We start from the raw sequence: 23465 nt of genomic DNA, 5'->3' as shown, positions 1-23465 counted from the left end.
ACTGCGGCACAGCCAAAGAACAAGGAATACCCATGAAGGTTGAACTGGCCCAGTTGGCGGGCCGTGATAACGCCACAGCTTACAACCTGGAACGAGCCCTGGCGGCCATTGCCGCCTGCGCCGCCGATACCCGGTTGATCGTATTTCCAGAAACCCACCTGATGGGTTTCCCCAGCGCCGAGACCGTGGCCGCCGTGGCCGAGCCGCTGGATGGCCCCACCGTGCAGGCCGTGATCCAGGCCGCCCGGGCGCGCAATATCGCGGTGGTGATCGGCATGGCCGAAAACGACGACGGCCGATTCTATAACACCACTTTGCTGATTACCCCCGAGGGCATTGCCCTGCGTTATCGCAAGACCCACCTGTGGGCTTCCGACCGCGGTGTGTTCACCCCCGGTGACCGCTACGCCACCTGCCTGTGGAACGGTGTGCGGGTCGGCCTGCTGATCTGCTACGACATCGAGTTCCCCGAAAGCGCCCGGGCCCTGGCGCAACTGGGCGCCGAACTGCTGATCGTGACCAATGGCAACATGGACCCCTACGGGCCCACCCACCGTACCGCGATCATGGCCCGGGCCCAGGAAAACCAGGCGTTCGCGCTAATGGTCAACCGAGTGGAAGAAGGCGATGGCGGCCTGCTGTTCGCCGGCGGCAGCGCCCTGGTGGACCCCCTGGGCAGCCTGCTGTTCGAAGCCGGGCGCGAGGAAGGTCAGTTCAAGGTCGAGCTGGATCTCAAGCAACTGCAGGTGGCGCGCCAGGACTACCGCTACCTCGAAGACCAGCGCCTGAAGCTTGCGGGCGAAGTGCTCGAACACGGCGATGGCGTGCGTGAACTGCTGATTCCGATCCGCTGAAAGGGCCGTCCGCGGACGGCCAATCCCATAAGAAAGACCCCCTGCTGCACTCTTTTCAGTCCTGCCATAAATCTAATAATTGCGGAGTACTCGCTCATGGCTCGCTTGCAACGCACCCTTTCATTGGGCGCGGTGGTGCTGTTCGGTATCGCTTACATGACGCCGATCATTGTCCTCGGTACCTTTGGCATCCTCGCCCAATCCACCGCTGGCATGGTGCCGGCAGCCTATCTGGCAGCGCTGGTGGCGATGTTCTTCACCGCCATGAGCTACGGGCGCATGGCCGCGGCGTTTCCCGTGGCCGGCTCGGCTTACAGCTATGTGCGCAAGGCCATCAGCCCCAAGCTGGGTTTCATCGCCGGCTGGGCGGTGCTGCTGGATTACCTGTTCCTGCCCATGGCCATCTGGCTGATCGGCGCCGCTTACCTGCATTCGGCGTTTCCCGGTGTACCGCAGTGGGTCTGGGTGCTGGCTTTCATCGGGGTGACCAGCGCGATCAATATCGTTGGCCTGAAACTGGCCAACGGCATCAACGGCCTGCTGATGCTGGTGCAGTTCCTGGTGCTGATCGCCTTTGTCGGCCTGTGCATCCACTACCTTGGTGGCGAGGCCGGGCGGCCGCTGTTCACCCTGGCACCGTTCTTCAACGGGCAGATGCACCTGCCGCTGATCATGAGCGGGGCGGCAATCGCCTGTTATTCATTCCTGGGCTTTGACGCGGTCAGCACCCTGACCGAGGAAACCCGCGACCCACGGCGGACCATTCCCCGGGCGATCATGCTGATTACCCTGGTGGGCGGGCTGATCTTTGTCGCGGTGTCCTACTTCGTCCAGGTTGCCCATCCGTCCTTCGAGTTCGCCGATGTGGATTCGGCGGCCTACGAGATTGCGCGCAATATCGGCGGCGACCTGTTCGTCTCGATCTTCCTGATCGGGCTGATTGTCGGTCAGTTCGCCTCGGGGCTTTCGGCCCAGGCCAGCGGCTCGCGACTGCTGTTCGCCATGGGCCGCGACGGGGTCTTGCCCAAGCGCTTTTTCGGCAGCCTGCACGAGCGCTTCGGTACCCCGGTCAACAGCATCCTGCTGTGCGCCGTGGTGGCGTTGCTGGCATTGAAGCTGGATGTCACCACCTCGACGTCCTTCATCAACTTCGGCGCCTTCCTGGCCTTCAGCCTGGTCAACCTGTCGGTGATCTTTCATTACTGGGTGGGGGCCCGGCAGCGTGGCCTGCGGGAGCTGATCCTGTTCCTGATCTTTCCCCTCATCGGTCTGGCGGCCGATCTGTGGCTGATGTCCAGCCTCGATCACCTGGCGATCTACCTGGGGGCAAGCTGGCTGGTTATTGGCCTGGTGTACCTGGGTTTCCTCACTCGCGGTTTCTCCCGCCAGCCTCCGGAAATGGATTTTCAGGAAGCGGCATAGAACTGTCGGCAGTTTCCTTATTGCAATCGGTTCTCGTTTGGGTGATTTGGATATGTTATTATATAACGCATCCAGCTCACCCAGATGCCCAGGAGGCCTCATGAAACCCGGTATCCATCCTGACTACCGCACCGTGCTTTTCCACGATACCGCTGCCGACGTGTACTTCCTCATCGGCTCCACCGTCGATACCGATCGCAGCCACACCTACAGCGACGGCAAGACTTACCCCTATGTGGCGCTGGACGTTTCCAGCGCCTCGCACCCGGTGTACACCGGCCAGCAGCGCAAGACCCAGTCCGAAGGCCGCATCGCCGGCTTCAACAAGCGTTTCGCTTCCTTCGGTTCCGGCGCCAAAGCCGCCCAGTGACGGCGTGCACGGCGAGTGTTGCGACTGCGCAACACTCGCTGAAGGTGGTTGGCGGCGCAGCCGCAGCGGACCGATGGTATTAAAAAGCCACTATCTCGATTGGAAATTCTTCTAGTCTTCAATCAGGCAACAGGGATTACCGTTGCCAGCTCTAACAATGAAGGACACGTGCATCGACGTTGACCCGAGGTGTCTCATGGGTGAGCTAAACGTTGCCACTGTCACACGCCGACCCGAGATTCTGCTGGTCGATAGCCAGGAAGTGATCCTGCAACGCCTGCAGCAGTTGCTCAGCCCGCTTCCCTACACGCTGCATTTCGCCCGCGATGCCACCCAGGCCCTGCAGCTCCTGGCCAGCCGGGAGGTGGACCTGGTGATCAGCGCCGCCCATCTGCCGCAGATGGATGGCCCGACCCTGCTGGCGCGTATCCATCAGCAGTACCCGAGCACCACCCGCATCCTGCTGACCGGCGACCCGGACCTGAAATTGATTGCCAAGGCCATCAACGAAGGGGAGATCTACCGTTACCTGAGCAAGCCCTGGGATGACCAGGAATTGCTGCTGGCCCTGCGCCAGGCCCTTGAGCATCAGCACTCCGAGCGCGAGCGCCTGCGCCTGCAGGATCTGGCCCAGCAGCAGAATGCCGAGCTCAAGGCGCTCAACACGCTGCTGGAAAAACGCGTGGCGGCACGCACCTCGGAGCTGCAGCAGACCGCCGACATGCTCGACCTGGCCTATGAGGAGCTCAAGCACAGCTACGCCACTGGCGCCGAGCTGTTTTCCCTGCTGGTCAACCAGCGCTTGCCCGCGGACAAGCAGACCAACCGGCGGATCATCGAGCTGGTGCGGGCCTACTGCAAAGTCCAGGGCATCGACCCTGGCGCCCAGCGTGACCTGGCCATGGCCGCGGCGTTGCACAACATCGGCAAGCTGAGCTGGAGCGACAGCATGATGACCAGCCCGGCGGATTTGCTGCATCACCATCAGCGCGAGCGTTATCGGGCCTATCCGGCGCAGAGCGAATCGTTGCTGATGACCCTGGAACCGGTGCAGGACGCCGCGCGGCTGATCCGCCATCATCAGGAACACTGGGACGGCAGCGGTTTTCCCGACCACCTCAAGGGCGACGCGATTCCCCTGGGCTCGCGGCTGCTCAAGCTGGCGGTGGACTTCATCGAGTTGCAGTGCGGGCTGATCCTGGAACGGCACATGAACAGCGACGAGGCCCTGGTGTTCATCCGCAAGTACGCCGGCCGCTTGTACGACCCGGACCTGGTGGAAGGTTTCATCCAGGTGTGTGCGGTCTACCTCAGCGACGTGACCCTGGGCGACCCTTCGGTGAAGGTTCTGAGTACCCGGGAGCTGGCGGCGGGGATGATCCTGGCGCGCAACCTGAATGCCGATAACGGCATGCTGCTGCTCAACGCCGGCAAGGTGCTCAACCTGCCGCTGGTGGACAAGCTGATCGCTTTTGAAACCATGGAGGGCGCCCGCTACAGCGTGTTCGTCAAGTTGCCCCAGGAACAGCAGGCAAGGGCCTGAAGCCGGGTGGCGGTCACATCGAAAAATGCCGGCGGCGGATGACGAGCCGCCGCCGCGCATGTGATCCTTGCGCCCTCATTCTCAAGGCTCCCGGATTCCCATGTCGCTGTCGTCCGTTGCTGCACCCTCCATCATTCGTATCGCCGCTGCCCTGCTGATCGGTGCCGACGGCCAGACCCTCCTGGTGCGCAAGCGCGGCACCCAGGCCTTCATGCAGCCCGGTGGCAAGATCGAAGCCGGTGAACAACCGGTGCACGCCCTGGCCCGTGAGCTGGAAGAAGAACTGGGATTGCGCATCGACCCGGCCCAGGCCCGTTACCTGCAACAGTTCTCGGCACCGGCGGCCAACGAGCCGGGGCATGTGGTGGAAGCCGAGGTGTTCCTGGTCCATATCCATGGCCCGGTGACCCCGGCGGCAGAGATCGAGGAAGTACGCTGGATCGACCCGGCTGGTGATGGAGATTTGTTCCTTGCGCCGTTGACACGCGATCTGATCTTGCCGTTTTATCGCAAGGCCCGAGCGGGCCACGCCTGACCCCCTCCCATTGCCAAGGATTGCCATGATTCCACTCCACGACTACCTGATCTTCGCCGCTGCTTCCCTGCTGATGGTGCTGACCCCGGGGCCGAACATGATCTACCTGATTTCCCGTTCGATCTGCCAGGGGCGCAAGGCTGGGGTGACGTCGTTATTGGGGGTGGTGGCGGGGTTCTTTGTCCACCTGTTCGCCGCCGCGCTGGGCCTGACTGCTGTGTTCATGGCGGTGCCCATGGCCTATGAGGTGCTCAAGTGGGCCGGCGCCCTGTACCTGCTGTGGCTGGCCTGGCAGGCCCTCAAGCCTGGCGCGCGCTCGCCCTTCGAAGCCCAGCAGCTGCCGGCGGATTCGCCGCGCAAGCTGGTGACCATGGGCTTTCTGACCAGCGCCCTGAACCCCAAGATCGCGGTGTTCTACCTGTCGATCTTTCCGCAGTTCATCCACCCCGAGCACGGTTCGGTGTTCTCCCAGAGCATCATCCTGGGCCTGACCCAGATCAGCGTGAGTTTCTCGGTGAACCTGCTGATCGCCCTGTTTGCCGCCGGTATCGCCTCCTGGTTTGCCAGCAACCCCACCTGGCTCTCGGTGCAGCGTTATTTCATGGGCTTTGTGCTGGCGGGGCTGGCCGTGCGCCTGATGTTCGAACAGCGTCGCGTCAACTGATCGAGGAGCGCCAGCATGAGTGATTTTCCAAGCCCGCAAGCGGTAGTCGAAGCACAACTGCAGGCCTACAACCGCAAGGATCTGGAGGCCTGGCTGGCGACTTATGCCGTAGATGCCCGGCAATACGAACATCCGGCCACCTTGCTGGCCAGGGGGCATGAGGAAATACGAGCTCGGGCCGTGGTGCGTTTCCAGGAACCCAACCTGCATGCCCGGCTGATCCAGCGTACGGTCATGGGCAACGTGGTGGTCGATCACGAACTGATCAGCCGCACCTTCGCCGACGGCAGCGGCACCCTGGAAACCGTGGCCATTTATGAAGTGCATGGCGGCAAGATAAAATGCGCTTCATTCATTACCGGACACAAGACCCTCGACTGAGCATGCAGATCCAGCGCCTGACACCTGACGATGTGGAGCAATACCGGGCCTTGATGCTCGAGGCCTATGAGCGCCATCCCCAGGCCTTCACCTCCAGCGTCAAAGAGCGGGAAAAACTGCCTCTGGCCTGGTGGGCCGCACGCCTGGACGGCGAGCTGGACCTGTTGCTGGGGGCGTTTTCCGAAGGGCGGTTGCTGGGGATCGTCGGCCTGGCCTTCGAGCTGCGGGAGAAGGCCCGGCACAAGGCGACCCTGTTCGGCCTCTATGTCACCGGCACGCAGCGCAACAGCGGGCTGGGCTACCGCCTGGTCCAGGGGCTGCTGGCCGAAGCGGCTGAATACGAAGGGCTGCGCCTGATCCAGTTGACCGTGACGGCCAGCAATGAAGCGGCGCTGGCCCTGTACCAGCGCTGCGGCTTCGTCCAGTTCGGCCTGGAACCCCAGGCAGTGCGGGTGGGCGAGGACTATTTCGACAAGATCCACATGTGGCGCCAATTGCCGGCCGAAGGTTGACCCTGGTTCGCTGGCAAGCCGGCTCCTGGGCAAGCCTGCTTGGGGTCAGCGTACGGCGCTGACGCCGTCCAGGGTCGAGAACGAGGTGTCCTTGGCCGTGAGCAAAAAGTCGCGCATGTAGGGCGCATCCAGCATGTCGGCGCGAATCGCCGCGTACAGGGTGGCGAACAGGCCCTTTTCCCCGAGCCGCTTGGCCTTCACATAACCCCGTGAGCTGTACTCGTGCAGGGCCCAGTGGGGCATCCCGCACACGCCCCGGCCGCTGGCCACCAGTTGCATCATCATCACCGTCAGCTCCGAAGTCCGTACCTGGGCCGGTTCGATGTCCGCCGGTTCCAGGAAGCGGGTGAAGATGTCCAGGCGGTCGCGTTCCACCGGGTAGGTGATCAGGGTTTCGCTCAGCAGGTCTTCCGGGACTACGTATGGCTTGCTTGCCAGCGGGTGCTGGTTGGCGACCGCGAGCATGGCTTCGTAGGTGAACAGCGGCACGTAGGTGATACCCGCCAGCTCCAGGGGGTCGGAGGTCACCACCAGGTCCAGGTCGCCCCGGGCCAGGGCCGGCAACGGAGCGAACGAGAAGCCGGAGGCCAGGTCCAGCTCCACTTCCGGCCAGGCGTCGCGGAACTGATCGATGGTCGGCATCAGCCACTGGAAGCAGCTGTGGCATTCGATGGCCATGTGCAGGCGCCCGGCAGTGCCGCCGGCCAGTCGCGAAATGTCGCGTTCGGCGCCGCGCAGCAGGGGCAGGGTCGCATCCGCCAGTTGCAGCAGGCGCAGGCCGGCGCTGGTGAAACGCACCGGCTTGGTCTTGCGCACGAACAGCGGCATGCCCAGGCGCTCTTCCAGCTCCTTGAACTGATGGGACAAGGCGGACTGGGTCAGGTGCAGGCGTTCAGCGGCTTCCACCAGGCTGTCGGCTTCGCGCAAGGCGTGCAGGGTCTTCAGGTGACGGATTTCGAGCACCAGGATCTCCATGAGTAAATTTTGTGGTTAAAGCGAAAAGGTTGAGTTTGTCTCATGTTGACGGGCCTGTCGACCATCCCGCGTTCATCGATTCGCGGGCATTTTTGCCGATACGGGCGACGGCGCCTGTGTGTTGTGCACCGGGTGCCAGGGGCAAGCGCCGACCCTTGCCGCGGAAAAAGTACCGCTGGGGCAATCTTCATCAAATTGTCACGCAACTGTGGCAGCGCGAATCATCCAGGTTCATCAGACTCGTGCTCCACTGGGGTTCTGCGTTTCGGTGTTTTTCATGCGGGTACGATTTCTTTCGACTGTTCTACTCTTGGCCGGGCTGCTGCTCGGCCCGCTGTGTTTTGCGGCCGCGCGCTGCGATGTCAATGTCCCGACCCAACGGGTCGACCTGCCGCAGGTGAGCCTGGCCTACCAGAGCATTGGGCGCACCTCCGACCCGGCGTTGCTGCTAGTCATGGGCCTGGGCGGGCAACTGATCCACTGGCCGGATGAGGTGGTGGTGGCCCTGTGTCAGCAAGGGTTTCGGGTGATCCGCTACGACAATCGCGATGTCGGCCTGTCCACCTGGCGCCAGGCCCCGGCCAGCGCCAACCTGACCTTCGAAGTGCTGCGCTACAAGCTGGGCCTGCCGGTGGCGGCGCCCTACACCCTGACCGACATGGCCGATGACGCCCTGGGCCTGATGGACGCCCTGCATATCGAGCAATTCCACGTGCTGGGGGCGAGCATGGGCGGGATGATCGCCCAGCATCTGGCAGCCATGGAGCCGCGGCGGGTCGAGAGCCTGACGCTGATCATGACCAGTTCCGGGGCCGAAGGTTTGCCGGCGCCGAACGCGGCGCTGGTGCAACTGCTCTCGCGGCGCAACGCACCGAGCCGGGAAGCGGCGCTGGAGCAGCAGGCCGACCTGCTGGCGGCCCTGGGCAGCCCGAAGGTCAGCGATGACCGCCAGGTCCTGTTGCAACAGGCGGCGGTGGCCTATGACCGGGCGTTCAACCCGGAAGGGGTCAAGCGCCAGATCATGGCGATTCTTGCCGAGCCGAGCCGGGTGGCATTGCTCAAGCAACTGCGGGTGCCGACCCTGGTGGTGCATGGCACCGCCGACCCGTTGCTGCCGGTGATGCACGGCGTGCACCTGGCGGCGCAGATCCAGGGCAGTCAGTTGAAGTTGATTCCGGGGCTGGCCCACCGGTTCCAGGAAGCCTTCAAGGCGCCGCTGCTGGCGGCGGTACTGCCATACCTGCAAACCCACCGGGAAGACACTTCCCACTGGGCGCAGATCGAGCCGCTCGATAGCAGCAACATCCTCTAGGGCAGCGCGGCAAGCCGGCTCTTGCGGTTGGGTGCAGGAGCCGGCTTGCCGGCGAATGAAGCGCCGCGGTTTCAGCGAACGATCTTGTCCACCTGGATGCCGAGTTTCTTCAGCCGGTACCAGAAGCTGCGCTCGGAAATACCGATCAACTGCGCCGCTGCCGCCTGGACACCGTTGCTCTGCTGCAGGGCGGCGAGAATGTAGGCCTTTTCCACTTCCGCCAGGGCCGCTTCCAGGTCGCTGGGCACTTGCGGGCCGACACTGATGGCCGCGCTGCTCTCTGTGCCCTGCGCCTGGGGACCGAACAGATACCCTGGCAGGTCCTTTTCTTCGATGACCTGGCCGCTGGCGACGATGGTGGCCCGCTCCACGCAGTTCTGCAGTTCGCGGATATTCCCCGGCCAGGCGTAGCTGGCCATGGCCTGCAGGGCTTCGGGGCTGAAGCCGCTGATGCGCTTGCCGGCGGTGGCACCCAGGCTGTGGGCAAAGTGCCGGGCCAGCAGGGCGATGTCCTCGACCCGTTCGCGCAGTGCCGGCAAGGGGATCGGGAATACATTCAGGCGGTAGTACAGGTCTTCGCGAAATTCCTTGTTGGCCACCGCTTCCAGCAGGTTCTTGTTGGTGGCGGCGATCACCCGCACATCCACCTTGCGCTCCCGTGGATCGCCCACCGGCTCGATCACCCGCTCCTGCAGGGCACGCAGGATCTTGGCCTGCAGGGCCAGGGGCATGTCGCCGACTTCGTCGAGGAACAGGGTGCCCTTGTCGGCTTGCTGGAAACGCCCGACCCGGTCCGCCACGGCGCCGGTGAAGGCGCCCTTGCGGTGGCCGAACATCTCGCTTTCCAGCAGGCCCTCGGGAATGGCCGCGCAATTGACCGCGACAAAGGGCTTGTCGGCCCGGTTGCCGTGCTTGTGGATGGCCCGGGCGACCATTTCCTTGCCGGTGCCGCTTTCCCCGGTCAGGAGGATGGTGGCGTTGCTTTCGCGCACCGAATCCACGGCTTGCAGCACCCGACGGAAGGCCGGGCTGTCGCCCACCAGGCTGTCGATCTGCTGATGCTCTGCGAGCTCGGCGCGCATGCGCTGGTTGTCTTTGAGGATGTCGCGAAACTGCAGGGCCTTGCTGACGGTGATGTCCAGTTCGTCGATGTCGAAGGGTTTGGCGATGTAGTCGTAGGCGCCGTTGCGCATGGACTGCACGGCATTCTTCACCGTGCTGTAGGCGGTCATCACGATCACCGGCAACTGCGGGTAGCGCTGCTTGATTTCCCCCAGCAACTGCGGCCCGTCCATGCCGGGCATGCGCCAGTCGCTGATCACCAGGTCGATGTCTTCCTGCTCCAGCACCTTGAGCGCGTGCAGGCCGTTGCCTGCGGTGAATACCTGGATGCCGTTCTGGCTCAGGGCCGAGGACAGCAGGTCGCAGAGTTTCGGCTCGTCATCGACCACCAGCAGGTTATGCGTCATCACTGTCCTCGTCGTCTTCTTCACCGTTGGCCGGAATGTACAGGCTGAAGGTGGCGCCAGCATCTTTTTCGCTGGTGCACTCGATATGGCCGTCATGGCTTTCCATGATCGAGAAGACTTTAGCCAATCCCAGGCCGGTGCCCGAGGCCTTGGTGGTGACGAATGGGGTGAAGATGCGTTCCAGCATGTCCGGCTCGATGCCCTGGCCGGTGTCGCTGACGCTGATGATGGTTTCGTCGTCGCGCTGGGAAATGCCCAGGGTCAGGCGGCCGCCGTCGGGCATGGCGTCGATGGCGTTGAGAATCAGGTTGAGGCAGGCCTGCTTGAGTTGCCGGGCATCGGCGTGGAGGGTCGCGCCGGGGGCCTGGTCGTCGATCCGCGCGTCGATGTTGTGGGTGGCCAGTTCCGGGGTGCAGAAGCCCAGCAGTTCCTCCACCAGCGGGCGGGCCAGCTGGGTGGCGCGTATCGGCGCGCTGGGCTTGGCGAAATCGAGGAATTCGGTGATCAGGTCGTTGATCCGGCTGACCTCGCTGATCACGTATTCCAGGTGGCGCTTGTCGTTTTCCGGCAGGTTGGCCCGGCGGTGCAGCAACTGCGTGGCGGTCTTGATGATGCCCAGCGGGTTGCGGATCTCGTGGGCCAGGCCCATGGCCACTTCGCCCAGGGCATGCAGGCGGTCGCGGCGGCGCAACTGGGCTTCCAGGTGCTGCAGTTCCCCCAGGCGCTCGGTCATGTGGTTGAAGGTGCTGCTCAGCTCCGCCAGTTCGTCGCCGCCGATCACCGGCACCCGTTGGCGGTAGTCGCCGGCGATCACCGCCTGCACGCCCTTGGACAGGCCCCGCAGCGGTCGGGTCAGGCGCTGGGAAACCAGCCAGCCGACGCACAGCGAGGCTGCCGAGCTGAGCAGGAAGATCAGGATGAACAGGTTGCTCTGGTTGACCAGGCCCACCAGGCTGCTATGGCGAAGCAGGCCGCTGAAGATCACCCCCACCAGGTCGCCGCTGTCGTTGAAGATCGGCCGGTACAGGCCGCTGTAGCGGCTGGTGAACTGCTCGGTGGGCTGGCGGGTGGCGCGCAGGATGTCTTCGATCTTGTGCGGCACCTGGGGCGGGTGGTCCTCGAAGCGCTGGGTGGCGAAGATTTCCGAGAAGTCATCGGCCTTGGCCAGGTACAGGCGCAGGTCCAGGGAATGCACGTCGGCCACGCTGGTGAGGAAGCTGGCGTCCAGGTAGGTGGCGATCAGCAACTGGTAGTCGACCCCGTCGAGCTGGGTCTGGAACGTCGAGACTACCGCCCCGGTGGCCACGCCGCCGACCTGGATGGTCTGCAGCACGGCATTGGAGGCGGTACTGATCTGCCCCACCACGTCATCGGCGGCAGTGGTGAACACCACCTTGTGATCGTTCTTGCGGATCAGCGCCACCACGTCGATGCCCATGGAATCGGCGATGTCGGCGGTGAGCTTGTCATGCTTGGCCGCATTGCGGTCCGTGGGCGGGCGCGTATAGCGCAGGAACAGCTGGGCGATCCGCGCGTTGTCATGGAGGATTTCGGTGATCTCGTCCTCGACGATCTTGGTGGACTCCTGCAGCCAGATCCGCACGTTGCTGTCGAAGATTTCCGACAGGGTAGTGGCCGCCAGTTCCGCGGCGATCATGGTGGGAATCACACTGACCAGCCAGAACGCCAGCACCAGCTTGCGTTGCAGGCTCCAGCGGGAAATGGCGAAGGGGCGAGGAGGGCGACGATCTTTTCTGGTCATGTACTTTCGCTTATTGCAGCAGCCATGGCGGGGTCGGAGCGATCCGGGCGGACAAAGCGTTTTATCAGTTTGAGCAGGGCATTGAGCAAGGGATTGCGATGCCGGAAAAACAACATGTTACCGGTGAACTGGCAACCCAGGCGCAACTTGCTGGCATAACCGGCCTGGCCGCACTCGTACAGGGGAATGCGTTGCTGAATACAGTAGTCGACGTTGGCCAGCCAACTGCGGAAATACAGATTGTGCTCACGGGTGACACTGAGGTCGTGGGCAAAGAACTTGTCGATCAGCCGATGCTGGTCGATGAGCACCAGGTTGAAGGCCACCAGTTGCTCGTCGACCCAGTACAGGACACAGGCCGCGCGTTCCCCCAACTGCTCGAGGATGCCGGTGAAGTAGCCTGCCGGCAGGCGTTCGAACTGCAGGTCGCTACGATTCAGGGTGGCCTCGTAGAGGCGCATGATGTCCGGCAGCACGTCGTCGATCTGGCGGCGCCATTCTATGCGTGGCGCCGGTGTCCGGAGTTTGCGGCGCAGGTCCTTGCGGGTGGATTTGCCCAGGGTGCCCAGGTAGGCGTCGATCGAGGCAAAGGGCACCGGCAGCAGCGCCGTGGGCAGGCTCGGCATGGCTTGCAGGCCCGCGGCCAGGCAACTGGCAGCCCATTGCCGGTCGTTGCTCGGCGCATCCTTGACCGCCATCAGGCCGATGCCGAAGCTGTCGGCATCGCGTCGCGCCAGTTGCAGCAGCTGCTCCAGCAGCTCCTGGCGGCGTTGCGCAGGCACATGGCTGGCGGTGCCGGCATTGCACTGTTCGGCCACAGGCGAGCCTATGGCGTACAGGCGCAGCTCCAGGGCCCCGGGCCACTGGCGTGCCAGGCGTTCGGTGAAGCGCTTGGCCAGCCCGGAGACCGTGGTATCAAGCCGGTACTGGGTGGTGAAGGCCGGCGCCACTGCCACCAGGGTCGAACCCTCGTAGAGCGCCAGGTAGCGCCAGCGAAAATCGGCGATCGCGGCTTTTTCCACGGCCAGGTAATAGTCCCAATCCTCCAGGGCCCCTGGGAAACAGTCATTCCAGGCGCTGCGATCGATGGCCTGGATGGTTGAAAAGGCTTGGGCGGTTATCACGTCTCTTCCTTAAGTCACGCCAGCTGTCGGTAGTCTTCGCGCACCGCAGGTGTCACCACTCGCTGCTGGATGAAATCTGCGCTCAGTTCGATCACCCGCTGGTACTGCAGGTCCACGGTGATCATGTGATAGCAGTTGTCGAGGAGGATCTTGGTCACCGGGCCGCCGAGCTTGCGCTCCACGTAGTCGGCGTTCCAGGTACTGGTGATGTCGTCTTCGCTGGAGTGCAGCACCAGGGCCGGGGTCAGGATCGACGGCATGCGTTTCTTGACCACGGCGTTCATCCGGTGCAATTCGCGCACCGTCACGCCCTCCATGGTCAGGAGCCCGGCATTGCTGCTTTCACCGGCTTTCATCTGCTTCTCGACGATGGCCCGCAGGCGTTCGTTCTTGATGCCGTAGGGTGGCTTTTCCTCGAAGCGGCAGATGTGCACGCCAAAGGGGATCTTCATCAGCAACGGGGTGAGGAAGGCCAGCTTGTTGATGCTCCAGCCGTCGTACTTCAGGGTGGTGGAGTACATCAGCAGGCCGCTGATCCGTCCCGGATGCTCGGAGGCCAGGTACATGGACATCACCGCACCCATGGACAGGCCACCCACGAACACCTGCTCGTGGCGCTGCTCTACATCGGCGAAGGTCTTGCGCACGCCCTCGTACCAGTCCTGCCAGCCGGTGGCCTGCAGATCGCTGTTGTCCCCGCAGTGCCCGGGCAGGGTCGGTACGTACACCGTGCACGTACCGTCCTTGGCCAGGCCCTGGGCCACCCGACGGAGTTCCGTCGGGGTGCCGGTCAGGCCGTGGATCAACAAGACCCCGACCGGACCCGTGCCGAGAACGAAGCCGGCGCTGCCTTCGCCCAGATCGATCTCAGCCTTGCTCATCGCTTCATGGCCCGATCCAGCAGGCGATCCAGCAGTGCGATGCCCAGGTCGATTTCCGCGTAGCTGATTTCCAGCGACGGGGCCAGGGTGATGACGTTCTTGTAGTAGCCGCCCACATCGAGGATCAGGCCCAGGCGCTGGCCGTTGATTTCGATGTCGCCCTTCATGCCTTCCTCGACCATGTAGTCCAGGGTCGCCTTGTCCGGGGTGAAGCCGTCGGTGGTGCAGATCTCGCAGCGCAGGGCCAGGCCCAGGCCGTCGACGTCGCCGATGATCGGGTAGCGCTTCTGCAGGTCCTGCAGGCCGGCCAGGAAGTACTTGCCCTTCTCCATGACCATCGCGCCGTAGTCGATCTCGCTGGTCATCTTGAACATTTCCAGGCCCACGGCGGTGCCCAGCGGGTTGGAGGCGAAGGTGGAGTGGGTCGAACCTGGCGGGAACACGCCCGGGTTGATCAGCTCTTCACGGGCCCAGATGCCGCCCAGCGGGTTGAGGCCGTTGGTCAGCGCCTTGCCGAACACGATCACGTCCGGCTTGACGTCGAAGTGCTCGATCGACCACAGCTTGCCGGTGCGGTAGAAGCCCATCTGGATCTCGTCGACCACCATCAGGATGCCGTGCTGGTCGAGCACGTGCTTGAGCTCGCTGTAGAAGTTCATCGGCGGGATCACGTAGCCGCCGGTGCCCTGGATCGGCTCGACATAGAAGGCGGCATATTCGCTCTGGCCGACCTTCGGGTCCCAGACGCCGTTGTATTCGGTTTCGAACAGGCGGGCGAACTGCTGCACGCAGTGGCTGCCGTACTCTTCCTTGGTCATGCCTTTGGGGCCGCGGAAGTGGTACGGGAATGGAATGAACTGCGCACGCTCGCCGAAGTGGCCGTAGCGGCGGCGGTAGCGGTAGCTGGAGGTGATCGACGAAGCGCCCAGGGTACGGCCGTGGTAGCCGCCTTCGAAGGCGAACATCAGGCTCTTGCCGTTGGTGGCGTTACGCACCACTTTCAGCGAGTCCTCCACCGACTGCGAACCGCCGACGTTGAAGTGCACGCGGCCGTCGAGGCCGAACTTCTTCTTGGCGTCGACCGCGATCATTTCCGACAGCTCGATCTTGCCTTTGTGCAGGTATTGGCTGGCGATCTGCGGCAGGGTGTCGATCTGTTGCTTGAGGGCGTTGTTCAGGCGTGGGTTGGCGTAGCCGAAGTTCACCGCCGAGTACCACATCTGCAGGTCGAGGTAGGCCTGGTCGCTGGTGTCCCAGACGTAGGAGCCTTCGCAGCGGCTGAAGATGCGCGGTGGTTCGATGTAGTGAACGGTATCGCCGTAGGAGCAGTACTTGGCTTCTTTTTCCAGAAGGATCTGGTCTTCTGCGGTAGCGATGCGGATATCAGACATGGTGGAAGAGTTCCTGGGTTTCAAGAGAGAAGTTGGTCGCGTTGGCGGCGTTGTTCGGCAGCTTGGCCAGCAGCGCTGGCAGTTCGGCGAAGGAGTCGAACCGCGCATGGGGAATCTTGTTGCGTTCGCAGTAGTCGGCCAGGCGATCCTTGGCGAACACGAAGTCGGCGGTGGAAGCCACGCACATGTCCGACTGGCCGTCGCCGATCACCAGCACGCGCTTGCCCCGCGGGGTGGATTTGCACTTGCAGTTGCCGGAAGCGGCGCGGCAGGCGTCGCTGGCGTAGGGGAAGTCGATGCGCCAGCTGTTGTGGTCGACCTGGCGCAGGCGGTTGGCGAGGATCGGCAGCAGGGTCACGTAGTTGCGTGCCAGGATGCGGGCGATGCCCTGCTCGATGCCGTCGCTGACCACTTCGATGGAAGCGCCCAGGCCGATCACGTGATCGACGAAGTCGGGGAAGTCGGGGTCGATTTCGACACTGTCGAAGTAGCCCAGCAGTTCGGCGGGCGAAGCCTTGACCAGGGCCAGTTGGCGGCTGAGGCATTCTCGGGAGCCGATGTGACCGTCCAGCCATTCCTGCTCTATGCCTTCCCAACTGGGGTCGGCGAAGCGTTGGAGAACGTTATCGATCACGTCGGCGCGGGAGATGGTCCCGTCGAAGTCACATACGATATGCCAGTGCATCATCTGCTGTTACCTGTTGAATAAGAGCGCTCTTTGCGCTTGTGGCAGGGGTAGAGCAGGGACTGTGCCAAGTGGCGAAAACCCAGCGGGGCTGGGGTCTTGGCGAGGAAAGAGGGTGATTTGTAGAGTTCTGGCTACAATTTTTGTAGGTCCCTACAAAGAACATCAGTGCTTGCGCCCAAGGGCCGCTCTGATGATTGATGCGCGCATGTTCAGACAAGGAAACTCATTCATGCCCAGGCTTTCATCCCCCGCCTTACTGGCCGGCCTGCTCTCCCTGACCCTCGCCAGTGGCGCCATGGCCGACTCCGGCATCACCGGTGAACTGGGCCTGGGCCTGGGCTACCAACCCCATGACCCCACAGGCAGCAGCTACGACACCGTGCCGCTGCCGTACATGGACCTGGATTGGGGAGATGTCAGCCTGAACGGTGACGATGGCCTGACCTGGGATGCCTTCAAGAGCAATGGCTTGAGCATCGGCCCCTACATCAATTACCTGCAGGGGCGTAATTCCGACGGTGCGCTGCGCGGCCTGCGGGATGTTCGCGACATGGCCGATATCGGCGCCTTCATCGAGTACGCCCCCGAGGACTTCTGGCGGCTGTTCGCCGCCGTGGGCCAGGCGGTGGGCGGTGCCGGGGGCCAGGGCGGGGTGCTGGGCAAGGTCGGGGGTGAAATCGGCTACCCGCTGGGCCTGGGCATCATTGGCAGCAACAACCTGACCCTGCACTTCGCCGATGGCCGCCAGAGCCAGACCTTCTTCGGCGTCGACGCCAAGGAGTCCCTCGCTTCCGGCATTGGCCAGTACAACGCCAGCGGTGGCATGCAGAACTTCACCCTGAGCCAGAATTTCCACTTCCCCCTGGGGGACAACTGGGCGCTGGTGGCCAGTGCCAGCTGGACGCGCCTGGTCAATTCCGCCGCCGACAGCACCATCGTCCGCGACAAGGGCGAGGTCAACCAGGGGCAGGTGCAGACCGCCATCAGCTACAAGTTCTGAGGGGCGCCGCCCAGGCCTGAGCACGGCCTGGGGCGGCAACAGCAAAAACTGGTCTGGCCTTTGCAATGGTCGCCATGAATTCAATTTCTCAGGAAGTTCTTCATGGCTCGACCTGCCTATCGTCTACTCGCCTATTCCCTCTGGGACCTGATCCCGATTGCCATGGCACTGGTACATTTCGCCTTTGTACTGTGGTTGGTGCTGGATTTCCACGCCCTGTCCTGGTGGGTCATCGTCCCGGCAGCGCTGCTGTATTCAGTCAGCCTGTCGTGGAGCATCAACAGCATTTCCCATAACCAGATCCACAACGCCTATTTCACCCCCGGGTGGATGAACCGCGGCTTCGACCTGCTGCTCTCGGTGACCATAGGTTTTTCCCAGACCCTGTACCGCGACATCCACAACCGCCACCACCGGGGCAACTCCGACCTGCCGGACGCCAATGGCAAGACCGTCGACCCGCTCTCCATCTACCTGCATGGCAAGGATGGCCAGCCGGACAACCCCTGGGCCTACACCTTCCTGAGCTTTTTCCGCGACGACCCCAAGGAGATCTACCAGGAAATGCAGCGCAAACGGCCTGACGATGCACGTTGGGTAAAAGTGGAGATCGGCGTCACAGTGGCGTTCTATCTGGCCCTGGCGCTGTATGACTGGCATGCGGTGCTGGTGCTGCTGCCGTTCTGGTACCTGGGGCAGTCGCTGTCGTCGCTCAATGGCTACTACGAGCACCTGGGGGGCAACCCGGACCTGCCGATCGCCTGGGGCGTGAGCTCCTACAGCCCGCTGTACAACCTGATCTGGATGAACAACGGCTACCACGCCGAGCATCACTACCGGCCGAAGATGCACTGGACCAAGGTCAAGGCTTTCCACCGCGAGATCCGCGAGCAGCAACGGGCTGCCGGGGTGAAAGTGATTCCGGTGTCCCACGGCCTGGGTTTCCTGGTGTCCCACCGCAAGACCTAAACCCCGTGGCTGTAGGAGCTGGCTTGCCAGCGAAGGGGCCGGCAAGATCGCCTTCGCCAGCAAGCCGGCTCCTGCACAACATCCCTTCGCTGTAGCAAAGAGGCCCTCAGGCCTCTTCACCCTCCGCCAAGAGGGCAATCCCGCCGATGATCACAAAGACCCCGACCCAGTGCAGCAGGCTGATCTGCTCGCCCAGGCCCAGCCACGAGCCCAGCAGCACCACCACGAATACCAGGGAGCTCAAGGGGAAGGCCAGGGACAGGCTGCTGCGCCGCAGGATCAGCATCCACACGAAAAACGCGCCGATATAGCAGGCAATCGCCATCAGCACCCCGGGGTTGACCGCGACCGCCGCCAGCCACTGCAGGTTGAAATCCATCTGGCCCAGCTGGTCGCCGCCAACCTTGGTGGCGATCTGCCCGGCGCTTTCGAAACCGATCAGCAAGGCCCAGAGCACGATGGTGCCCAGGCGCTCGTGCAGCCAGCCGTGGGAGGTATTGGAACTCATGAAACGTCTCCTTCTATTCGTTGAATAAGGCTCAGGTACTGGCCACGCACACCAGCATCACCCCGGCGGTGATCACCAGCGTGCCCATCCAGCGCCGACGGCTGACGGTCTCGCCCAGCACCACCTTGCCCGCCAGTACCACGCCGCAATAGGCCAGGGCCGCCGCGGGGAACAGCAGGCTCAGGGGCGCCCGGGACAGGGCTTCGAGCCAGACGAAGAACTCGATGGCGTAGGCGCCGATGCCGCACCACAGCAAGGGCGCGTTGAACACCTGGCCCCAGAAAGCGTTCAGGCGAAAACCGCCTTCCAGCTCTGGCAGGCGGTCCAGGCCGAGCTTGAAACAGAGTTGGCCGACCACGTCCAGGACAATGGAAAAGGCCACCAGCAGAACAACGGTCAGGGTCACGGGAACAGCTCCTCGAACAGCGAGATCAGGGCTTCATTGGTCACCGAGTTGCGCAGCAGGTCGTCCTGGCTCCAGCGCTCGGCCGGAGGCTGGTCGGACTTGGCTTCCCAGCGTTTGAAGGCGTTGCTGAAGGCCGGCTGGGCGAACTCGCCGCAGACGTCGATGCCCAGAATCCGCTTGCGCGCGGCCAGGGTGCGCAGGGCCTGCAGCAGGTGGGTCAGGCGCATGCCGCCCTGGTCCCAGTTGGTGGCGGCGTCTTCGCTGGCCAGCACATCCTTGTCGATGGTGATCCAGATCGCCTCGGTGGGCAGGCTGTCGATCATCTGTTCGAGAAAGGCCTGCCAGTCCAGTTCCGCCAGGTTGCGCCAATGCAGGTGGTTTTCCTGCTGCTGGTGCCCGGCGCCGTCGCCGACCCGCCCCCAGATCTTGGACGGCGCGTGCTGCCAGGGGAACAGCTGCAGCTTGCCGTGCTTGAGGGCGGCGACATTGCCGCCGCGCAGTTGTGGGTTGTGCAGGTCTTCGCTGCAGGGGCCAAGGGTGACGATGCGCTGGATGTGCGGCAGTTTCAGCGCCCGGTTGACCCAGGAGCCGCAATGCCGGCGCGGAGCCAGGCGTACCCAGTCCGGGTGGTTGTCGAAGTGGATCAGGCTCACCGGCTCTTGCAGGTCGCCGAGAAAGGCCGGGGTCAGGTGGTGATAGTCACCGGAGCCGACAAAGAAGATTTCCGGCTGCGGGCCGCTGTGGCGGGGCCGCTGGCGCAGGCGTTCGGTGAAGTGACGGTAGGTGCGCTCGGTGGACCACAGGCGCAGCTTGGGCCCCAGGTCCAGCAGGTCGAGACGCCGCGCCTGGCCGCTGTTCAGGCGTCGGATGATCGGCTCCTGGGCGGTCAGGCTGTGGTCGAGATCTAAGATATTCAAAGTGTTCTTTACCCATGGCAGCGCCCTCCAGAAAACTGCGTGATACCGCTCGAACGCAGGCTGGACGGGCTTTGCCGGGTAAATGCAAGGGTCGGGCCAGGGTCGTTGCCGGGTTGCCGGCGAAAGACCGCGGCGCAGGCTTCGCGAGCAAGCTCGCTCCTACGGGAAGGGCGGGAGCTCAGGCGTGGAGGCGCACCCAGACGCTGACCAGGATCGTCGCGGCGATCAGCCAGGCCACGGCGGCTACCGCCAGGGAAGCTTCCAGGCGCAGGCGGTCGACCATCACATACAGGGTCGCCAGGTAGACGAAGTAGGGAATGATCGACCACATGCCGAACAGGATGGTGGTCTTCAGGTCATCGAGGGAGCGGCCCTTGCCGACGATGTAGTGGGCGATCAGGGCAAAGGTCGGGAACAGCGGCACCAGGCCGGCGATGTAGTAGTTCCGGGTCTTGGCCAGGGCCGCCAGAATCACCACCACCGCCGCGCCCAGGGCGGCCTTCAACAATAGATCCATGGTTACTCGCGCCTTGGGTTAGTGGCTCAGGCCGTACTTCTTGACCTTGTCGAACAGGGTGGTCTTGGCCATGCCCAGCTCCTGGCTGGCCTGGGTCAGGTTGCCGCCGCTGCGCTGCAAGGCATCGTTGAGCAGGTTGCGCTCGAAGGCTTCCACCGCCTCGGCAAAGCCCAGCCCCTGGGCGACACTGCTGCCGGGCTTCTTGAAGGCCGGCAGGCCGAGGGCAAAGCGTTCGGCGACGTTGCGCAACTCGCGCACGTTGCCCGGCCAGTCGTGGCTCATGAGGGTCGACAGGGTTTGGTTGTCCAGCTCCGGCACCGCGCGGTCAAAGCGCAGTGACGACTGCTGCAGGAAATGCTCGAACAACTGCAGGATGTCTTCGCGGCGTTCGCGCAGGGGCGGCAGTTCCAGGGTCACCACGTTGAGGCGGTAGTACAGGTCGCTGCGAAACTCCTTGGCCCGGCTCATTTCGTCCAGGTCCGACTTGGTGGCGGCGATCACCCGGCAATCCACGGCCACGCTCTGGTTGGAACCGAGGCGCTCCAGGGTACGCTCCTGCAACACGCGCAAGAGCTTGATCTGCAGGTTGATCGGCATGCTTTCCACTTCGTCGAGGAACAGCGTGCCCTGGTGGGCGTGCTCGATCTTGCCGATGCGCCGTTTGCCGGCGCCGGTGAAGGCGTTGGCCTCGTGGCCGAAGATCTCGCTTTCGAAGAGGTTCTCGGGCAGGCCGCCGCAGTTCAGGGCGACGAACTGCTGCTGGTGGCGCCGGCTGAAGTCGTGCAGGCAACGGGCGACCAGTTCCTTGCCGGTGCCGGTCTCGCCTTCGATCAGCACGTTGGCCGAGGTATCGGCAACGTTGGCGATCAGCTCCCGCAGGTTCTGCATGGCCGGCGAGCGGCCGATGATCCGCCCTTCCAGGGAACTGCGTTCGGCCAGCTGGCGGCGCAGCGAAGTTACTTCCCGGGCCAGGCCCCGTTGCTCCAGGGCGCGGCGGGCCACATCCACCAGGCGCTCGGGGGAGAAGGGTTTTTCCATGAAGTCGTAGGCGCCTTTCTGCATGGCGCCCACGGCCATGGAAATATCGCCGTGGCCAGTGATCAGCACCACCGGCAGGCTGCGGTCCCGGGCCTTGAGGCGGTTCAGCAGTTCCAGGCCATCGATGCCCGGCAGGCGAATATCGCTGACCACGATGCCGGGAAAGTTTTCACCGACCTGGGCCAGGGCTTCTTCGGCGCTGCCCACACCGATGCAGGGAATGTCTTCCAGGGCCAGGGCCTGTTGGCAACCCAGCAGGACATGGGGGTCGTCTTCGACGATCAGCACGGTCAGCTCGTTGTTCATATCGGCTCGGCTTGAGTGGGGCTTGCCAGGGGCAAGCTGAGGACAAAGGCGGTGCCGCCGCTTGCCGGGTGTTCCACCCCCAGGCTGCCGCCGGTGGCGGCGGCGAGGCTGGCGGACAGGGTCAGGCCGAGGCCCAGGCCCTGCTCGCCGGGTTTGGTGGTGAAGAAGGGTTCGAACAGGTGCTTGCGCGCTTCAAGATCGATGCCGTGGCCGTTGTCGCGCACCCGCAGGCGGTACTTGCCCTCGCTGAATTCGCCCTCCAGCCACAGTTGCGGCTCCGGTTGGGCCTGCATGGCATCCAGGGCATTGCCGATCAGGTTGACCAGGATCTGCTCCAGGCGGGTCTGGTCGATCTGCAGGGTCTGCTCGGTGAAGTCGCGGTGCAGTTGCAGGGGCAGGGGTTCGAGGCGCGCATTGAGCACTTGCAGGGCTGCGTCAACGGCCTTGTCCAGGCTGGCCTGGCCCTGGTCGTCGCCACGGCGGGCGAAGGAGCGCAGGCTGGCGGTGATGCGGCCCATGCGGTCGATCAGTTCATTGATGGTCTTGAGGTTGGCGCTGGCGGTGTCCAGGGCGCCGCGTTCGAGGAAGCGCACGGTGTTGCCGGACAAGGTACGCAAGGCCGCCAAGGGCTGGTTCAGTTCGTGGGCGATGCTGGTGGACATCTGGCCGATGGCCGCCAGCTTGCCGGCCTGGACCAGTTCGTCCTGGGCGCGGCGCAGGGTTTCCTCGGCCTGGCGGCGTTCGCGGATCTGGCCCTTGAGCCGTTCGTTGCTGGCCCGCAGGTCGGCGGTGCGTTCGGTGATCCGCCGTTCCAGCTGGCTGTTGGCTTCCTGCAGGGCTTCACGGGCGGCCAGGCGAGTGGCGATGACCTTGCGCCGTTCGTTCCAGGCGATCAGCAGAAAGGCCACCAGGGCAAAGGCCACCGCCACCAGGATGCCCTGGTTGATGGCTTCGCGGCGCAGGTCCTGCAACGGGGTGAGCAGGGTGAAGTTCCAGGGGGTATCGCTCAGGGGCCGGGTCTGGGACAGGTAGCTGATGGCTTTCTCGTCGGACACCAGCTCGGTGTTGGCCGGAAAGGTCAGCTTTTCCACGCCTTCGGCCAGGCGTTCCCGGGCCAGGGGTTCCAGTTCGTTGAGGGGGAACCAGTAGTATTGCAGGCTGCGGGCCAGGCGTTCCTTGGTGTCGTCGCTGAGCGGGCGGACCGACTTGAGGCGGCGCGCCGGGTCGCTGGACAGGATGATGATGCCGTTCTCGTCGCTGACGAAGGCTTCCAGGCGGGCACGCTGCCAGCGTTCCTCCAGGGCCTCCAGGCGTACCTTGACCACCGCCACGCCGATGATCTTGCCTTGTTCCTCCAGGCCATGGGCCAGGTAGTAGCCAGGTTCGCCGTTGGTGCTGCCGATGCCGTAGAAGCGCCCGGGCTGGCCGCGCACGGCGTTCTGGTAATAGGCCCGGAACGACAGGTCTTCGCCCAGGTAGCTGTCGACGTCACGCCAGTTGCTGGTGGCTACCACCCGGCCCGTGGTGTCCATGACATAGATGGCCCGGCTGCGGCTGCGGCGGTTCAGGCCTTCGAGGTATTGATTGACGGTTTGCCGGTGTTCCGGCGAAGGATCGCCCAGCAGCTGGGAAACACTGGATTCCAGTTCCAGCAGGCTCGGCAGATAGGTGTACTTGCTGATCTCACTTTCTACGGCGCGGGCATGCAGCTCCAGCTGGCGCTGGCCATTTTCGCCGAGGGTGCGGATGCCGTTGTGCTCGCTGATCCAGAACCCGACGTAGCCCAGGCCGATCATCAGCAGGATGACCAGGGGCGGCAGGAATAGATGTCGGATCAGGCGGGGTTTCACGGCGAGTGATGGCGGCGCGGCGCGATAGAGAGTGGGGTCGCATTTCATCACAGATGCCTTGGGTCAACCAC

The 23465-nt window shown here is 63.8% G+C and carries 24 protein-coding genes; 11 read left to right on the top strand and 13 right to left on the bottom strand.

The window, feature by feature from the left end:
* The first annotated feature begins 32 nt into the window (after window positions 1-32).
* The 8 genes from PFLCHA0_RS24350 to PFLCHA0_RS24315 all read left to right on the top strand — a co-directional run bounded on the left by PFLCHA0_RS24350 (window position 33) and on the right by PFLCHA0_RS24315 (window position 6281).
* On the top strand, window positions 33-854 hold the full coding sequence (locus PFLCHA0_RS24350) for a carbon-nitrogen hydrolase family protein (RefSeq protein ID WP_015636841.1): 822 nt from the start codon (window positions 33-35) through the stop codon (window positions 852-854).
* 96 nt (window positions 855-950) lie between these two features.
* On the top strand, window positions 951-2276 hold the full coding sequence (locus PFLCHA0_RS24345) for an APC family permease (protein WP_015636840.1): 1326 nt from the start codon (window positions 951-953) through the stop codon (window positions 2274-2276).
* Window positions 2277-2376: 100 nt separating this feature from the next.
* Window positions 2377-2646: a type B 50S ribosomal protein L31 gene (locus PFLCHA0_RS24340; protein ID WP_011063150.1), complete on the top strand. Its 270-nt coding sequence runs from the start codon at window positions 2377-2379 to the stop codon at window positions 2644-2646.
* A gap of 196 nt (window positions 2647-2842) precedes the next feature.
* The gene (locus PFLCHA0_RS24335) at window positions 2843-4189 is read left to right on the top strand and encodes a response regulator c-di-GMP phosphodiesterase, NosR family (protein WP_015636838.1); all 1347 of its coding nucleotides are present in this window, start codon (window positions 2843-2845) and stop codon (window positions 4187-4189) included.
* A 100-nt stretch (window positions 4190-4289) separates the two neighbouring features.
* Complete coding sequence (locus tag PFLCHA0_RS24330; protein WP_015636837.1) at window positions 4290-4724, top strand: NUDIX hydrolase; 435 nt, start codon at window positions 4290-4292, stop codon at window positions 4722-4724.
* A gap of 25 nt (window positions 4725-4749) precedes the next feature.
* Window positions 4750-5388 (top strand): LysE family translocator, encoded by a 639-nt coding sequence (locus tag PFLCHA0_RS24325; protein ID WP_011063147.1) that lies wholly within the window; start codon window positions 4750-4752, stop codon window positions 5386-5388.
* 15 nt (window positions 5389-5403) lie between these two features.
* Complete coding sequence (locus tag PFLCHA0_RS24320) at window positions 5404-5769, top strand: nuclear transport factor 2 family protein (RefSeq protein ID WP_015636836.1); 366 nt, start codon at window positions 5404-5406, stop codon at window positions 5767-5769.
* Window positions 5770-5771: 2 nt separating this feature from the next.
* Complete coding sequence (locus tag PFLCHA0_RS24315) at window positions 5772-6281, top strand: GNAT family N-acetyltransferase (protein ID WP_015636835.1); 510 nt, start codon at window positions 5772-5774, stop codon at window positions 6279-6281.
* Window positions 6282-6326: 45 nt separating this feature from the next.
* Here the strand turns inward: PFLCHA0_RS24315 and metR are convergent, their stop codons facing one another.
* Entirely contained in the window at window positions 6327-7244 is a 918-nt protein-coding gene (gene metR, locus PFLCHA0_RS24310) for a transcriptional regulator MetR (protein ID WP_011063144.1), read from the bottom strand.
* A gap of 289 nt (window positions 7245-7533) precedes the next feature.
* On the opposite strand from metR, the gene PFLCHA0_RS24305 reads away from it, so the two are divergent.
* On the top strand, window positions 7534-8568 hold the full coding sequence (locus PFLCHA0_RS24305; protein WP_015636833.1) for an alpha/beta fold hydrolase: 1035 nt from the start codon (window positions 7534-7536) through the stop codon (window positions 8566-8568).
* Window positions 8569-8639: 71 nt separating this feature from the next.
* Here the strand turns inward: PFLCHA0_RS24305 and PFLCHA0_RS24300 are convergent, their stop codons facing one another.
* The 6 genes from PFLCHA0_RS24300 to PFLCHA0_RS24275 are packed head-to-tail and all read right to left on the bottom strand — an operon-like array spanning window position 8640 to window position 15883.
* Window positions 8640-10037 (bottom strand): sigma-54-dependent transcriptional regulator, encoded by a 1398-nt coding sequence (locus PFLCHA0_RS24300; RefSeq protein WP_015636832.1) that lies wholly within the window; start codon window positions 10035-10037, stop codon window positions 8640-8642.
* On the bottom strand, window positions 10027-11799 hold the full coding sequence (locus PFLCHA0_RS24295; protein ID WP_011063141.1) for a sensor histidine kinase: 1773 nt from the start codon (window positions 11797-11799) through the stop codon (window positions 10027-10029). The genes PFLCHA0_RS24300 and PFLCHA0_RS24295 overlap by 11 nt, the downstream gene beginning before the upstream one ends.
* The gene (locus tag PFLCHA0_RS24290; RefSeq protein ID WP_015636831.1) at window positions 11796-12923 is read right to left on the bottom strand and encodes a GNAT family N-acetyltransferase; all 1128 of its coding nucleotides are present in this window, start codon (window positions 12921-12923) and stop codon (window positions 11796-11798) included. Before PFLCHA0_RS24290 ends, PFLCHA0_RS24295 begins: the two co-directional genes overlap by 4 nt.
* 14 nt (window positions 12924-12937) lie before the next feature.
* A complete protein-coding gene (locus PFLCHA0_RS24285) occupies window positions 12938-13804 on the bottom strand; it encodes an alpha/beta hydrolase (protein ID WP_015636830.1) in 867 nt (288 codons plus the stop codon).
* Window positions 13801-15195 carry an aspartate aminotransferase family protein gene (locus PFLCHA0_RS24280; RefSeq protein WP_011063138.1) on the bottom strand — a complete coding sequence of 465 codons (1395 nt, stop codon included), beginning with the start codon at window positions 15193-15195 and terminating at the stop codon, window positions 13801-13803. The genes PFLCHA0_RS24285 and PFLCHA0_RS24280 overlap by 4 nt, the downstream gene beginning before the upstream one ends.
* On the bottom strand, window positions 15188-15883 hold the full coding sequence (locus PFLCHA0_RS24275; protein WP_011063137.1) for an HAD-IB family phosphatase: 696 nt from the start codon (window positions 15881-15883) through the stop codon (window positions 15188-15190). Before PFLCHA0_RS24275 ends, PFLCHA0_RS24280 begins: the two co-directional genes overlap by 8 nt.
* 190 nt (window positions 15884-16073) lie before the next feature.
* Here PFLCHA0_RS24275 and PFLCHA0_RS24270 point away from each other — a divergent pair, with 190 nt between their 5' ends.
* Together PFLCHA0_RS24270 and PFLCHA0_RS24265 are read left to right on the top strand one after the other, a co-directional pair.
* The gene (locus PFLCHA0_RS24270; RefSeq protein WP_015636829.1) at window positions 16074-16883 is read left to right on the top strand and encodes a MipA/OmpV family protein; all 810 of its coding nucleotides are present in this window, start codon (window positions 16074-16076) and stop codon (window positions 16881-16883) included.
* Window positions 16884-16985: 102 nt separating this feature from the next.
* Entirely contained in the window at window positions 16986-17852 is an 867-nt protein-coding gene (locus tag PFLCHA0_RS24265) for a fatty acid desaturase family protein (RefSeq protein ID WP_015636828.1), read from the top strand.
* Between the two features lie 106 nt (window positions 17853-17958).
* Here the strand turns inward: PFLCHA0_RS24265 and PFLCHA0_RS24260 are convergent, their stop codons facing one another.
* The 6 genes from PFLCHA0_RS24260 to aauS form a co-directional block, all read right to left on the bottom strand.
* Entirely contained in the window at window positions 17959-18360 is a 402-nt protein-coding gene (locus PFLCHA0_RS24260) for a DMT family transporter (protein ID WP_011063134.1), read from the bottom strand.
* Window positions 18361-18391: 31 nt separating this feature from the next.
* Complete coding sequence (locus tag PFLCHA0_RS24255; RefSeq protein WP_015636827.1) at window positions 18392-18766, bottom strand: DMT family transporter; 375 nt, start codon at window positions 18764-18766, stop codon at window positions 18392-18394.
* Window positions 18763-19683, bottom strand: a complete 921-nt coding sequence (locus PFLCHA0_RS24250) for an arginase family protein (protein ID WP_015636826.1) — start codon at window positions 19681-19683, stop codon at window positions 18763-18765. The genes PFLCHA0_RS24255 and PFLCHA0_RS24250 overlap by 4 nt, the downstream gene beginning before the upstream one ends.
* Window positions 19684-19861: 178 nt before the next feature.
* A complete protein-coding gene (locus PFLCHA0_RS24245; RefSeq protein WP_169892259.1) occupies window positions 19862-20191 on the bottom strand; it encodes a GlpM family protein in 330 nt (109 codons plus the stop codon).
* Between the two features lie 27 nt (window positions 20192-20218).
* On the bottom strand, window positions 20219-21544 hold the full coding sequence (aauR, locus tag PFLCHA0_RS24240; RefSeq protein ID WP_011063130.1) for a two-component response regulator AauR: 1326 nt from the start codon (window positions 21542-21544) through the stop codon (window positions 20219-20221).
* Window positions 21541-23442, bottom strand: a complete 1902-nt coding sequence (gene aauS, locus PFLCHA0_RS24235) for a two-component sensor histidine kinase AauS (RefSeq protein ID WP_015636825.1) — start codon at window positions 23440-23442, stop codon at window positions 21541-21543. The genes aauR and aauS overlap by 4 nt, the downstream gene beginning before the upstream one ends.
* Window positions 23443-23465 lie beyond the last annotated feature (23 nt).

Source organism: Pseudomonas protegens CHA0 (genome assembly GCF_000397205.1).
In the GTDB taxonomy this organism is placed as follows: Bacteria; Pseudomonadota; Gammaproteobacteria; order Pseudomonadales; family Pseudomonadaceae; genus Aquipseudomonas; species Aquipseudomonas protegens.
The sequence above is the reverse complement of the archived record's forward strand: the minus strand, read 5'-3'. Positions and strand labels throughout refer to the sequence as shown.